The following is a 13,652-nucleotide window of genomic DNA, read 5'->3' on the forward strand; positions in this document are numbered from 1 at the left end:
TCATAGGAGACTAAAAAATGACCCTGCCTGAAAATCTTGCAAAAGCTACTCTTTTGGGTGAATACACCTACGAAAAACGTCCCGTCGAACGCGGCTATGCCGGGCGGACGTTGTACATCAATTTGGAAAATAACACCTTCCTCGAAAAACCTGTCACACAGCAAATGAAAGACCTGTTCACTGGCGGGCGCGGATTTGCGCTCAAACTGCTCTGGGATGCGGTTACCCCTGAAACGAAATGGAATGACCCGCAGAATGAACTGGTCATCGCCAACGGTCCCATTTGCGGGATCACGGCGTACCCGGGCAGCGGCAAGTCCACGGTTGTGACGTTGAGTCCGCTGACGGAGAATGTGATTGACAGCAATGTCGGCGGGTACTTCGCGCCCTTCCTGAAATTCTCTGGTTTCGATGCGCTCGAAATTCAGGGCAAGGCGGCTGAGGATGTGATCATCTTTATTGACGGGGATACTGGCAAGGTGACGATCGAGACTGACTCTCTCGAAGGAGTGGATTCGCATGAGATCGGCAACCAGCTCACAGCGCGCTATGGAGGCGATGAAAAAGGCAGGCGCGGAATCTCGGTCCTGTCCGCTGGGCAGGCGGCGGAGCATATCCGCATCGCGTTGATCAATTCCACCTGGTACGATGTACGCCGCAAGGAAGCGCGCCTTAAGCAGGCGGGGCGCGGCGGTCCGGGGCGTGTGTTCCGCGATAAAAAGATCAAGGCCATTGTGGTGCGTTATACCGATATGGGCGGCGACAAGAATGGTGTGGCCGACATGGCGCTCATTCGCAAGGCGGGGCAGCGTATCAATAAGGAAATTACGAATCTGGACGATAAACAGAACCAGATGCGTAAAGTTGGCACGGCAAATATCGTTGAAGTGATGGATCATTTCGATCTGCTGCCGACTCATAATTTCCGCTATGGCTCGCATCCCGATACGCATTTGATCGATTCAAAAGTCTGGAAGGAAGCTTTCACGCAGGGCGTGCCCGATGGCTGTTGGCTGGGATGCACCATGAGCTGTTCGCATGGCGTGGATCATTTCCCGATCCAAACAGGACCGTATGCTGGGCAATGCGTTCTGGTGGATGGTCCTGAATATGAGAATGCCGCGGGGCTGGGTTCGAACATCGGCAACTTTGATCCGCAAAAAGTTTTGGAACTCAATTTCTATTGCGACACCTATGGCGTGGACAGCATCTCGTTTGCCAACTGCGTGGCCTTTGCAATGGAATGTTACGAAGAAGGATTTATCACCAAAGGAACACACGGGCGGTATGGAGTTGAACTTTGGCAACGGCGCTGCGGCGCTGGAACTTATCCATCAAATGGCGCGCGGCGAAGGCTTTGGTGTGATCGTCGGTCAGGGTGTGCGTTTCATGAAGGAATATTTTGTGCGCGAATTCGGCGCTGACCCGCTCTTCCTGCATGACATTGGTATGGAAATTAAAGGGATGGAAATTTCTGAATACCTGACCAAGGAATCACTTGCCCAGCAGGGCGGGTTTGGTCTGGCGACCAAAGGTCCGCAGCACGATGAAGCGTGGTTGATCTTTATGGATCAGGTGCAGAATCTTTTGCCGACCTTCAAGGACAAGGCTGAAGCCTTGCATTACTTCCCGATGTGGCGCACATGGTTCAGCCTGCATGGACTGTGCAAACTTCCGTGGAATGACATTTCACCTGAGAATAACAAGCAAACCAAAGAACCAGCCAAGGTGGAGGAACATGTTGAGAATTATGCCTGGATCCATGAAGGTGTCACTGGCAAGCCGACTGTTCCACAGGATCTGTTGAATCAATCGGAGCGTGTCTATAACTTCCAAAAAGTTTTCGCATTACGCATGGGGCGTGTTGGACGCAAGCACGATTATCCGCCGTACCGCGCGATGGGGCCAGTCACCGCGGCGGAATACGAATCGCGCCAGGATCGTTACGATGAGCAATTGCTGCGCCTGGTTGAAGTTGATCCTGCCGGATTATCCACACAGGAGAAAATGGCGCACCTGCGCAAGTATCGCGAGAATCAATACGAACAGTTGATGGATGCAGTTTATCAACGCCGCGGCTGGGACTCGAACAGCATCCCAACCCTCGAAAAATTGCATGAATTGGGCATTGACCTGCCAGAAGTGATTGAAGTAGTTGAACAGGCAAAGGCGAAGCTATAGTTCAGGCTGACTAAAACAGGAAACAACTGAGACACAGAGTCGCGGAGATCTTTCTTCCGTATCTTTGTGTCTCAGTTGTTATTTCTTCTCTTTCTACTTTTCTCCTTCATCTTTTCCACAGTATAATTCGTCCAATGGACACGCAAAATACAACATTTCGAAATTACCTGCCATCCACCATCACCCTCATCATTCTTGGCTGGGGCGGACTTGCCGCGATATTCTTTTTTTTTCTACCATACGTCTGGGCTCGCTGGGGCTTCTTCGTTTTTGGGATCATGGCGCTCACAGGCACAGCCATACCGATCGTGTATTTTTTTAACCAGCGTTTTCCAAGCGATCCTCCGGCAGAATCTAATGTCATCGTTCGGCAGGCGATCTGGGCTGGAGTTTATTTTGCCACGCTGGCGTGGCTGCAATTAGGGCGTCTGGTCACATTGTATGTAGTGTTTGGTTTGGCCGCCGGTATCATTGCCGCGGAATATTTTATTCGCCTGCGTGAAAAAGCGAATTGGAAAAAACCAGCGACCCCTGATGACAAACCTTCGTGACCTTCCCTCGGTTGAACAATTATTACAAACACAAACTTCTGCAGAATTGATCGCGCGATTTGGCAGACCTTTGACATTGACTGCCATCCGTTCAACATTGGATGAAGCCCGCGCGCGTTTCAAGCTTAACCCCGAACCTGCTCTGCCCTCAATTGATCTGATCCTCGCCCAAACAGACTCACTCCTATCCGCGTGGACGAAGCCGACCCTTATCCCTGTCATCAATGCCACGGGTGTTATCTTGCACACGAATTTAGGGCGTGCGCCATTAAGCGCAGCGACCATCCACGCAATGGATGTGGTTTCGCGCGGATATTCCAACCTCGAATATGATCTCGAAAAAGGTGCGCGCGGTTCACGTCTGATTCACGCAGAATCCATATTGCAAAAATTGACTGGTGCAGAATCCGCGCTGGTCGTTAATAACAACGCCGCGGCTGTTTTACTGGTACTCTCCGCGTTGGCGAACAGGAAGCGGGTGATCATTTCCCGTTCGCAACTGGTTGAGATCGGCGGCGGATTCCGCGTGCCGGATGTGATGAAACAATCTGGCGCAAAACTGGTGGAGGTCGGTACGACCAATCGAGTCCATTTGCGGGATTATGAAAATGCCTTGCAGGAACCGACCGCGCTTGTAATGAGTGTGCATCCTTCCAACTTTAAGATCATCGGTTTTACTGAAGAACCCGATCTAAAGGATATTGTCGAAGTTAGCCATCAAGCTGCCGCTTTCGTTGTGGATGATCTTGGCTCTGGAGCATTACTCGATACCGCCAAATATGGACTTGCGCACGAACCAACCGTACAAGAGTCGTTGGCGGCAGGCACGGATGTGGTCTGTTTCTCAGGAGATAAATTGCTTGGCGGTCCGCAGGCGGGAATTATTGTGGGCAGGAAAGTTTTGATCGATAAGATCAAAAAACATCCGCTGGCCCGGGCTGTCCGCGCGGATAAGGTTTGCCTTGCGGGAATCAGCGCCACACTTTTGCATTATCTCAAAAATGACGCGGAGCGGGAGATCCCGATCTGGAAGATGATGTCGCTTACGCTGAAGCAGGTCAGAGGGCGGGCGGAAGCGTGGAAAAAAGAAGTAGGTCAGGGAAATGTTGTGGAGGGTGAGTCTACCGTGGGCGGTGGAAGTCTGCCGGGTGAATCCTTCAAAACATATTTGTTGTCTTTGGATGTAAAGTCACCTGATAAATTCCTGAAAAAATTACGCGATCAGAATCCGCCCATCATCGCGCGCACAGAAAACGATAAAATATTGCTTGACCCGCGCACTATTTTGCCCGAACAGGATGGCGCGCTGCTGGCTGGCTTGAAGAATGCGTTATAACGTGGAATGTCGCTGCGAGCGCTTTTGCGAAACGGCCTCTTGCTTAAGAGGAGATTACACCTGACGCAAGTGCAGGTGTAACATATAAAACGGAGATTCAATGAAATCAGATATTGATGGAATGATGAAAGCCAGAAACCTGGATGCGATCATCGTGTTTGGGAATGCCGAGCATAATCCGCCGATGACCTATTTGACCGGCGGCGGGCATGTCAGCCATGCCACCTTGATCAAAAAACGTGATGAAAAAGCCATTCTCTTTTTTGGAGACATGGAACGCGATGAAGCCGCCAAAAGCGGTCTGCGCTTGATCCCGTATAGTAAATATGATTTTGATGAGCTAAGCAAAAAGGCGAATCGTGATGGGCTGCTGGCGGGTGCGTATCGTTGTGAATTGATGCTCAAGGATGCCGGAGTTAATTCAGGGCGCGTGGGGGTCTATGGCACATATGACCTCAGCGCTGTATTTGGAATGCTCTCGCATCTGCAAAAGTTATTTCCCCAGATCGAATTTGTCGGCGAGGCGCGTGAGGATTCGATCTTCATGCGTATCATGGAAACAAAGGATGAATCTGAAGTGGCGCGCATCCGCAAAATGGGGAAGATCACGACAAATGTGGTCGCTCAGGTCGCGGAATTCCTGACCTCCTGCAATGTAAACGCGGATGAAGTTCTACTGAAAGAAGATGGGTCTTTATTGACCGTTGGGGATGTGCATTCAAAGATCCGCTTGTGGGTCGCCGAACAAGGCGCGGAACTTCCCTCTGGGTTTATCTTTGCGATCGGCCGCGATGCGGGCGTCCCGCATTCAGCAGGAACTCCGTCAGACTTGATGAGACTTGGGCAGACCATTGTCTTTGATATTTATCCTGCCGAAGCGGGTGGCGGCTATTACTACGATTTCACGCGCACCTGGAGTTTGGGATATGCCACCCCGCAAGCGCAGGAGCTCTACGATCAGGTCAGGGAAATTTTCGAAAAGTTGAGCGAGAACTTTGACCTCAATGCGCCGTTCAAGAATTACCAGCAAATGACCTGTGAGTATTATGAATCAAAGGGACACAAGACCCCGCTGCACACAAAATCCCCGGTGGAGGGATATGTTCACGGGCTGGGTCATGGGGTGGGACTCAACATCCACGAGCGGCCGTTCAGCAGTCTTTTGAACGGTGACGATCATCGGCTCGCTCCTGGCGTTGTCATTACCTCGGAACCCGGGTTGTATTATCCTGAAAAAGGCATGGGCTTCCGCATCGAAGATACGCTTTGGGTGCGGCCCGATGGAAAGATGGAAACCCTCGCCGAATATCCTTATGATTTTGTTCTGCCGATGAAGAATTGGAAAAAATAATGGCTCTTAAACCCGCCCGTATCCTTGCAATTGAATCCTCCTGTGATGAAACCGCCTGTGCCATTCTCGAAAATGGCCGCGCATTGCTTTCATCTGTTGTCGCTTCGCAAATGGAAATCCATGCGCGTTATGGCGGGGTATTTCCAGAAGTGGCTTCACGCCAGCATGTTCTGAGCATTACCTCTGTCGTGGAGCAGGCGCTCACACAGGCGCACCTTACGCTCAAGGATATCGACGCGATCGCTGTCACGCAAGGACCGGGCTTGGCGGGTTCCCTGGTGGTGGGCATGAATATGGCCAAGGGGCTCGCACTTGGTTCTGGTCTGCCGTTGATCGGGGTCAATCATCTTGAGGGACATTTATATTCGGCCTGGGTCTACAACTCAGACGAACGCGCGCCCGCGGAGCCGCAATTCCCATTGATGGTTTTGCTCGTCTCAGGCGGACACTCCGAACTGAATCTCATGACCGATCATTTGACCTATCAACGGCTCGGTTCAACCCTCGACGATGCTGCTGGTGAGGCTTTCGACAAAGTTGCCCGCATGTTGGAACTCGGCTATCCCGGCGGACCCGCCGTCCAGAAATCCGCGGAAGAGGGCGACCCGAATCGATTCAAGTTCCCGCGCGCATGGCTTGACGGCACCTGGGATTTTTCGTTCAGCGGGTTGAAAACATCTGTCCTGTACGAAGTGCGTGAATTGCAAAAGAAGAGCGGTTCACTGCCTGTCGCTGATCTGGCCGCGTCCTTTCAAAAAGCGGTTATCGACGTGCTTTACAAGAAAACAATGGATGCCGCGCGAGAGTTTGGCGCGAAAGAAATACTCATTGCAGGCGGGGTTTCCGCCAACCGTCCGTTGCGTCAGATATTCAAGGCTCAAACTGAATTTCCTGTTCATATTCCCCCGTTGTCTTTGTGCACTGATAACGCCGCCATGATCGCATCGGCAGGATATTACCGTTTTGCGCTCGGGCATATCTCGCAATTGGATATGGATGTGCTTCCGACCTGGCCGCTCTCATAAAAAAAATCACATTGACTTAAAAACAGAACCGCCTTTGACTTGCCCAAGTCATCGGCGGTTCTTATTAGGAGAATGTAATGCTTATTATATGCGGGCACTTAATAGCGACCTGAAACATGACTAAGAATTGGATAAGAGAAAATAGTTTTAAGAGGCTGGTAATTAAATCCCAAACCCCATTTCAGACTTGCCCAAGTCTGTTACGGGGTTTGTTGAGGGGAGAATGTATTGATATTATATGGGTACCACTTTAGTGCAGCCTGAATGTAAGTTAAATAGTGGGTGAGAGTTTTGATTATAAAACCGCCATCAGGTCATGCAATGAAATCGGTCCTTCACGCAGGGTCACCGGCAGGTCACCTGTGCAATCCACCAGCGTGGAAGGGACGCCTCCAAATGTTTTTCCACCATCCAAAATTAAAGGGATTCGTCCGTTGAGCTGGTCAAATACTTCCTGTGCTGTTGAGGGATTTTGTCCGCCTGAAATATTTGCCGAGGTGACTGCCATCGGTCCAGCCGCGCGCAATAGTGCAAGCGCATCGGGATGATTGGGAATGCGGACTGCGACGGTGGAAGTGGCAGAGACTGCCGGGGGGAGAGTCTGTTTTTTGGGGATGATACAGGTTAGAGGTCCAGGCCAGAAGCGGGCTGCAAAACGGAGAGCCATGTCTGGGATGCTGCCTGCAATTTTATCGAGGTCGCTCAAGTCTCCGATCAAGATGGGAATGGCTTTTTCGATGGGACGATCCTTGGCGGTGTAAATACTTTCAATGGCGTTGTTGTTGAATGCGAGTGCGCCGAGACCGTACACAGTGTCGGTGGGGAAGGCGACGATGCCGCCGTTTTGCAGGATTTTTAACGCGGTTTGAATTTCACTGGCAGGAATGATCTCGGTTTTCATGTGAACATGATCTCCAGCAAACGGTCGCGGCCTGTGAGGTCTTGATGTAAATGAATGGTGACATCTGCGAATGAATCGAACGCCAGGCTGAGGGCTTTTACCCCGAGGGTGGATTCGATCTCAAGCAGCATCATGCCGCGCGGAGCAAGCCAGCCGGGCGCTAATTTGAAGAGATGCCGATACACTTCAAGCCCGTCTTCGCCGCCATCGAGCGCGAGGGTGGGTTCTTTTCCATAAATGGGAAGTTGATGCAATGCCTTGGTGGGAATATAGGGAAGGTTCGCGCAGATGAGGTCAAAGTGACTGTCGGTGGGCAGAAAGTCAACGGGATGCGGAAGAAGGTCGCATTGTAAAAAATCTATGCGGTGATGGACGTGGAATTTTGGGCATTGTGCTTTGCTACCTGGAGCGCGCTCAGGGAAATATCCGTTGCAAGGATGCGCGCGTCTGGAACGTGCATGGCAATGGATGTGGCGATCGCGCCTGAGCCTGTGCCAATATCTGCCATGGTGCGGCGCTCTGGAGATTCTTTAAGCCAGGCGATCGCTTTTTCCACCAGCAGTTCTGTTTCGGGGCGCGGGATGAGCACTTCATTGGTAATGTCGAAATCAAGCCCGAAGAATTCCCAGTGACCGAGGATGTAGGGAAGAGGAGTGCCATCTTTCAGCTTGGAGAATTCTGTCTGGGCGGAATCAATTTGAGACTGGGTTAGTTGCGTTTCCAAATGTGCAAGAATCCATGTGCGCGGACGGTCGATCACGTGCGCAAGAATGAGCTGCGCGTCGAGGTCTGTCCAATCGCCTTTTTGTTGTTCCAGGAATTCAGCTGCGTTCATTCGGCATTCCCGAACATCATCCGCTCAAGCAGGGTGCGCTGGAAGATGAGAAAGATGATAACAACCGGGATGGACATGATGACCGCCAGCGACCCGAGATAACTCCACGGTTGCGCCCCGCCCGAATATTGAGTTTGGACCATGGCGTAGATGGCCATGGCGAGTGTCAGGGTCTCGGCTTTTTCAACAAATAACCAGCCGAGGGTGAATTCAGAATACGCCATCAGAAAGGCGATCAGGCCTGCAACGGCAATCGATGGCAGAGCCAATGGCAGTGTGATAAATACGAAGGAAGTGAAATCGCCTGCTCCATCGAGAAAGGCGGCTTCTTCGATCTCTTTTGGAATGGACTGAAAGGCGGCGCGCATGTTCCAGATGCAGAAGGGCATCGCGAAAGCCGCGTAGGTGATGACCAGTGCCATTAACGTGGTGCGGATGTGCAAGAGACTGAGGATGATGTACAGCGGTGTCATGAACGCCACAGGCGGGAGGACTGCGGTGAGCAGCAAGGCGAACAATCCGCTTTGACGGCCTGGAAATCGAAAACGCGCAAAGGCATAAGCAAGACTCATGCCAAGCAGAATGGCGATCAATGCTGCGCCCGCAGAGACGAGCAGGCTATTTTTAAGCAATACCTGAAAATCCACGGACTGGTAGGGTCTATCCAATACTTGCATTAAGGCATCGAAAGACCAGGTCTTCGGCAGGAAGCGGAACTCTGTCGGGCGTCCTTTTAGCGAACCATCGAATGCCAGGCGTGCCATTCCCCAAATGGGAAGCATCACGAACAGGCCGATCAAGGTCAATGATAGCTGTGTGGCAAGTTGCCGCAGGAAGGATATTTTATGCATAAGTAACTCCTTCGCCAGCTTTGCTCCAGCGGTTGAATAGCATGACAAAAAACATCAGAAGGATGACTGTAATGATATTGATCGTTGCTGACACTGCGAATTGTCCCCCAAAACGTCCAAATCCATTTGTCGGGTTGAAGATGTTATAGGACAAGGTCGCCAGCGTGGAATCTGGAAAGCCAAACGCTTGAAACAAATAGAATTGATTAAAGGCAAAAATACCGCGCACAATAATGGCGGGGATGAGCAGTGGCAAAAGAAGCGGCCAGGTCACATACTTAAACGTCTGCCAGATGCTTGCCCCGTCGATCGCGGCGGCGTCCAACACTTCCTTTGGAACAGTTTTAAGCCCGATGCTTGCGGCTAACATCATGAATGGGAATCCATACCATACGGCGGGCAGAAGGAAAACGATCAGCCACATGCTGGCGCTTTGTTCCAACGCATTAACAGAGACCGCAAAGAAAGATTCTTTTCCAAATTTATCCGCCGCCAAGTATAACCAGCCCCAATCCCTTTGGAAAATGTTAACCCACATCATTGCCCCGATCATTTCGGGAATTGCCCAGGGAAGAATGAACAAGGCCTGCCAAAACTTTCCAAGTCTCACGCCGCGCTGCCAGAGCAGGAGCGCCACTCCCAGCCCAAGTCCGCATTGAAGCAGGACGGAGAGCACCGTCCACAGGACGTTGAAGAAAAGGACGCTCCAATTATTATTGTATGCGATGAAACTGAAAACATTTGGATATAGATTCAATCCCACAAAATTTACTTTATCTGCACGTGTTCCAATCTCACCCGGCATGGTGGGGAGCTGTCCGGTGATCCCTTGTGAGATGGAGCGCCAGATGCCACCATTGAAACCATCACGGATGGATGCGGTACTGAAGTTGGTCAGCGAAACGCCGAATTGAAATAGAAGCGGGAACAAGGTCAGTATGGCGAACGCGATCAAGCCCGGGATAAGCCAGGGGAGCGCACGGCGTATTTCTGCCTTTGGGTAATGAATTTTGGCGCGGGTTTTTCTCGTCTGCCACCAGGTTACGAGATTGTCCTTGAAAAGAAAGATCCCTTCAGCCGCGGCAATCGAAAGCGGCACTGTCAGCGTAATAATATACTGCGGCCATTTCGTCGGCCAGAAAAATAGGAACAGCATTGCGATTCCAAGCCAGAGCACATAGAGTCGTTCCCGCGTCCACAAGCGTTTCAGGCCAAAGAAAGCCAGAGTTGCGATGAAGGGGTCGAATGGAAATACGAAAACTCCTTTATGCCATACGGATGGAGAGAAAAATATCCAGAAAATTGGCTGCCAGATCGGATAGCCTGCGTTATCAACCTCGGTTGCTCCTGATGCGTACCCGGCGTGATAAAAGATCGACTCTCCAAGCCGTGTAATGGGGTTGGGCCAGAGAAATGGATCAAATATAAAGAACGTGACAATTGCCAATACTCCCCAGAGTCCCGCGGTACGCAATGATGCTTTGACGGTATCTTTTTCGTTGGCATCCAGATACCAATCCACGAGGATCGCAATACCGACTACACAGTAAAGATATTTGGATGCGGCTGTTAATCCAAGTGAGATCGCGGATAGAACCAACCAGCCATTAAACCCTGACCTTTTGGACTGTTTCCATTTTAGATAGCTGAGCACTGCGATGAGACTGGTCAAGGCAGGCAAGGCTTCCAACATGATCTGCGAAACATACTTGATCGTAAATGTATGCCCCGCCAGGAAGAGTCCAGCCAATGGATTGATCAAAGCCAAAATGGCTACAGTCACAGTGCCAAGGATCGCATTGACTGTGCGTGCCGAATTGACAAGTTCACGCGCCAGAAATTTATTTGGTCCCGCGGAGGTGAGGGCTTCTGGGGTGAGAGGTTCTTCGGGCGCAGATAAGATACTAAGACCGATGATGATCTTCGCGAGCGGGGGATGCTCGGGGCGGTAATTTGTTTCCAGAAAGCCGGACCAATTCGAGGTGCGGATCAGATGCGCATATTCCTGTCCTGCGCGCAAATAGTCATCTTCATCGAAGTCGATCGGGAGCAGGGATACTGCCCGCGCCCGCAGGGTCCATGCAATGAAAATGACTAGAAGGATTGCAAGTATCCGCAATGGGATTTGAAAGTGTTTCATTATGTCTCTATTTTTTTATCGCCAAAAGGGACAGATATTCAAAAACAATATTGGACGCAAGAATGGCGGTGATGTCGGCGTGATCATAGGGCGGCGAGACTTCAACAAGGTCGAAGCCGATCAGGTCGAGTCCGTGCAGTCCGCGGACGAGTTGTAGTAATTGGTAACTGCTTAATCCTCCGACTTCGGGGTGCCTGTGCCTGGTGCATAGGCTGGGTCTGCAGAGTCAATATCCACGGTCACATAGAGCGGACCTTTCATGCGCTCGTGCACTTCCTTGAGGATTTCTTTGACGCCATTTTCCATGACCTCGTGGATGGTGACAGTGCGCGCGCCAAGTTGCTTGGCGTCAGCATAATCATTCGCACCGCTGAGCGGGCCACGAATGCCGATCTGCATATACTCATCCTTGCGGATCAGCCCTTCCTGTAATGCGTAGCGGAAGGGAGTGCCATGACTGTAAGGCGAGCCTTCAAATTCTGATTCCCATGTATCGATGTGCGCGTCAATGTGGACGAGAGAGACAGGTCCGTGCTTTTTGACGTGCGAACGCAAAAGCGGGAGCGCGATGGAATGATCGCCGCCGAGCGTGATCAGCTTCGTGCCTGTATCAACAATTTCACTCGCCATTTTTGTAATGGCGGTCATGGTATGTTCAATGGAAGTGGGGATGACCGATACATCGCCGTAATCCACCACATTTAACTTTTTCAGCGGAGTGACATTGAGCGTGGAGTTATGCCCCCAGATCATGAGCGATGTCTCGCGGATCTTGCGCGGACCAAAGCGGGCTCCCGTGCGATAGGATGTGCCGCTGTCAAAGGGGACGCCCATAATGGCAACATCCACACCTTTGAGTTCGCGGGAAACGGGCAAACGCATAAAAGATGGGATGCCCATAAAGGGCTGCAAGCCTGCGCCAAATGCGGCATTATCGTTCATGGTATTCTCCTAAATTCTTTTTAAACACGAAGACACAAAGTTCACAAAGGTTAAAGTTTTCATTTTTCCCTTCGTGTTCTTCGTGCCCTTTGTGGTTAATGGTCTTCAATTATATTTTATTCGTCGTCTTCCACGCCTGTCGCGGCGAGTCGTTCTGACTCGTCCCTGGTGGAGAGTTCGTCAATGAACTGATCTATCGAGCCATCCATTACCGTAGGCAGGTTGTAACTGGATAATCCAATGCGGTGATCTGTGACTCGGTTTTGCGGATAATTATAGGTACGGATCTTTTCCGAACGATCGCCAGACCCAACCTGTGAGCGGCGGTCCGCTTCAAGTTCGGCGCGGCGTTTCTGTTCTTCCATTTCATATAACCGCGCGCGCAAAATGCTGATGGCGCGTAATTTGTTTTGCAATTGCGAGCGTTCATCCTGACAGGTAATGATCATGCCTGTTGGTTTGTGATACAGGCGCACGGCAGTGGAGTTTTTCTGTACATTTTGTCCGCCCGCGCCAGAGGAGCGATAGACTTCGATCACAAGATCGCTTTCGGGGATGTCCACTTCCACATCGTCCACTTCTGCAAGCACGGTCACGGTGGCTGTGGAGGTGTGTATCCGTCCCTGTGACTCAGTGGTCGGCACGCGCTGGACGCGATGCACACCCGACTCATATTTCAGTCTTGAGTATGCGCCCTTGCCTTTGACTTCAAAGATCACTTCCTTAAATCCGCCCACGCCAATGGCGCTTTCAGACATCAATTCGATCTTCCATTTTTTTCCGTCTGCGTATCGCGTGTACATGCGGAACAAGTCCGCCGCGAAAATGGCGGCTTCGTCACCGCCCGCGCCAGCGCGAATTTCAAAGATGACATTCCTGTCATCGCGCGGATCTTTGGGCACGAGCATGGTTCGGATCTCTTTTTCCAGTTTTTCGATCTTTGGAGTGAGATCATCCACATCGGCTTTTGCCAGCGCGATCATCTCCGAGTCGTTCTCGGAAATGATAAGGGCTTTGGCTTCCTCCAGGCTTTTTACTGCCTGACGGTATTCGCGCACCTTCACATAGATGGGTTCGAGGTCTACACGTTCCTTGTTGATCTCCCCTGCGCGTTGATAGTCGCCGCCCACTTCAAGCAGTTCGCTGCCAAGTTGTTCAAAGCGTTCTTCAATTGCCTGTAATTTGTCGAGCATGTAATTTCCTTACGCTTGCGCCGCGCTTATGCGGCCAGTGCGGTGTGTCATTACGAGGAGTGTGTTTCGCGACCAAGCAATCTCGTTATTAGTTGGAGATTAGAGCACCGCCCTCGCAATGATATTTCTGTAGTTTGCGAAATAAAACGCGGCAGTGTGCCGCGTAAGCGTGATTATACCATTTTGACCTGCGCCTAGAAATTCGCAAAAGCAGAGAACACCATCGAAAGGATCAGGATGACCGCAAAGACCGCGAACATGATCTGCGCTGTCCTGTTTTGACGTTTTGTGCCTGTATCTGATGTTTTTGTTTGTTTCTTGTTCTTTGTATTTTTTGTTGCCATTT

The 13,652-nt window shown here is 51.0% G+C and carries 14 protein-coding genes and 1 pseudogene; 6 read left to right on the plus strand and 9 right to left on the minus strand.

All coding sequences use genetic code 11. From position 1 onward, the window contains the following. Nucleotides 1-17 precede the first annotated feature (17 nt). The 6 genes and pseudogenes from IPL17_RS17905 to tsaD all read left to right on the plus strand — a co-directional run. Nucleotides 18-1,187, plus strand: a pseudogene (locus tag IPL17_RS17905) (aldehyde ferredoxin oxidoreductase N-terminal domain-containing protein); the annotation flags it as partial. A 100-nt stretch (nucleotides 1,188-1,287) separates the two neighbouring features. Continuing rightward, entirely contained in the window at nucleotides 1,288-2,181 is an 894-nt protein-coding gene (locus tag IPL17_RS17910; RefSeq protein WP_345308454.1) for an aldehyde ferredoxin oxidoreductase C-terminal domain-containing protein, read from the plus strand. A gap of 134 nt (nucleotides 2,182-2,315) precedes the next feature. Next, a complete protein-coding gene (locus IPL17_RS17915; protein WP_345308455.1) occupies nucleotides 2,316-2,732 on the plus strand; it encodes a hypothetical protein in 417 nt (138 codons plus the stop codon). Further along, the gene (selA, locus tag IPL17_RS17920) at nucleotides 2,716-4,068 is read left to right on the plus strand and encodes an L-seryl-tRNA(Sec) selenium transferase (protein ID WP_345308456.1); all 1,353 of its coding nucleotides are present in this window, start codon (nucleotides 2,716-2,718) and stop codon (nucleotides 4,066-4,068) included. The genes IPL17_RS17915 and selA overlap by 17 nt, the downstream gene beginning before the upstream one ends. A 100-nt stretch (nucleotides 4,069-4,168) precedes the next feature. Beyond that, on the plus strand, nucleotides 4,169-5,419 hold the full coding sequence (locus tag IPL17_RS17925; RefSeq protein ID WP_345308457.1) for a M24 family metallopeptidase: 1,251 nt from the start codon (nucleotides 4,169-4,171) through the stop codon (nucleotides 5,417-5,419). After that, nucleotides 5,419-6,444, plus strand: a complete 1,026-nt coding sequence (tsaD, locus tag IPL17_RS17930) for a tRNA (adenosine(37)-N6)-threonylcarbamoyltransferase complex transferase subunit TsaD (RefSeq protein ID WP_345308458.1) — start codon at nucleotides 5,419-5,421, stop codon at nucleotides 6,442-6,444. The genes IPL17_RS17925 and tsaD overlap by 1 nt, the downstream gene beginning before the upstream one ends. Nucleotides 6,445-6,739: 295 nt before the next feature. Here the strand turns inward: tsaD and IPL17_RS17935 are convergent, their stop codons facing one another. From IPL17_RS17935 to IPL17_RS17975, 9 genes are all read right to left on the minus strand, one after another. Beyond that, nucleotides 6,740-7,345 (minus strand): L-threonylcarbamoyladenylate synthase, encoded by a 606-nt coding sequence (locus IPL17_RS17935; RefSeq protein ID WP_345308459.1) that lies wholly within the window; start codon nucleotides 7,343-7,345, stop codon nucleotides 6,740-6,742. After that, nucleotides 7,342-7,599 carry a hypothetical protein gene (locus IPL17_RS17940; RefSeq protein WP_345308460.1) on the minus strand — a complete coding sequence of 86 codons (258 nt, stop codon included), beginning with the start codon at nucleotides 7,597-7,599 and terminating at the stop codon, nucleotides 7,342-7,344. Before IPL17_RS17940 ends, IPL17_RS17935 begins: the two co-directional genes overlap by 4 nt. Nucleotides 7,600-7,703: 104 nt before the next feature. Next, entirely contained in the window at nucleotides 7,704-8,180 is a 477-nt protein-coding gene (locus IPL17_RS17945; RefSeq protein WP_345308461.1) for a HemK/PrmC family methyltransferase, read from the minus strand. Then, the gene (locus IPL17_RS17950; RefSeq protein WP_345308462.1) at nucleotides 8,177-9,031 is read right to left on the minus strand and encodes a carbohydrate ABC transporter permease; all 855 of its coding nucleotides are present in this window, start codon (nucleotides 9,029-9,031) and stop codon (nucleotides 8,177-8,179) included. Before IPL17_RS17950 ends, IPL17_RS17945 begins: the two co-directional genes overlap by 4 nt. Further along, on the minus strand, nucleotides 9,024-11,171 hold the full coding sequence (locus IPL17_RS17955; RefSeq protein ID WP_345308463.1) for an ABC transporter permease subunit: 2,148 nt from the start codon (nucleotides 11,169-11,171) through the stop codon (nucleotides 9,024-9,026). The genes IPL17_RS17950 and IPL17_RS17955 overlap by 8 nt, the downstream gene beginning before the upstream one ends. 7 nt (nucleotides 11,172-11,178) lie before the next feature. Next, nucleotides 11,179-11,310 (minus strand): arginase family protein, encoded by a 132-nt coding sequence (locus IPL17_RS17960; protein WP_345308493.1) that lies wholly within the window; start codon nucleotides 11,308-11,310, stop codon nucleotides 11,179-11,181. Between the two features lie 32 nt (nucleotides 11,311-11,342). Next, nucleotides 11,343-12,113 (minus strand): agmatinase, encoded by a 771-nt coding sequence (locus IPL17_RS17965; RefSeq protein WP_345308464.1) that lies wholly within the window; start codon nucleotides 12,111-12,113, stop codon nucleotides 11,343-11,345. 116 nt (nucleotides 12,114-12,229) lie between these two features. Next, nucleotides 12,230-13,306, minus strand: a complete 1,077-nt coding sequence (prfA, locus tag IPL17_RS17970) for a peptide chain release factor 1 (RefSeq protein WP_345308465.1) — start codon at nucleotides 13,304-13,306, stop codon at nucleotides 12,230-12,232. A gap of 194 nt (nucleotides 13,307-13,500) precedes the next feature. After that, nucleotides 13,501-13,650, minus strand: a complete 150-nt coding sequence (locus tag IPL17_RS17975; protein WP_345308466.1) for a hypothetical protein — start codon at nucleotides 13,648-13,650, stop codon at nucleotides 13,501-13,503. Nucleotides 13,651-13,652 lie beyond the last annotated feature (2 nt).

The sequence above is a fragment of the Candidatus Villigracilis saccharophilus genome (assembly GCF_016711665.1).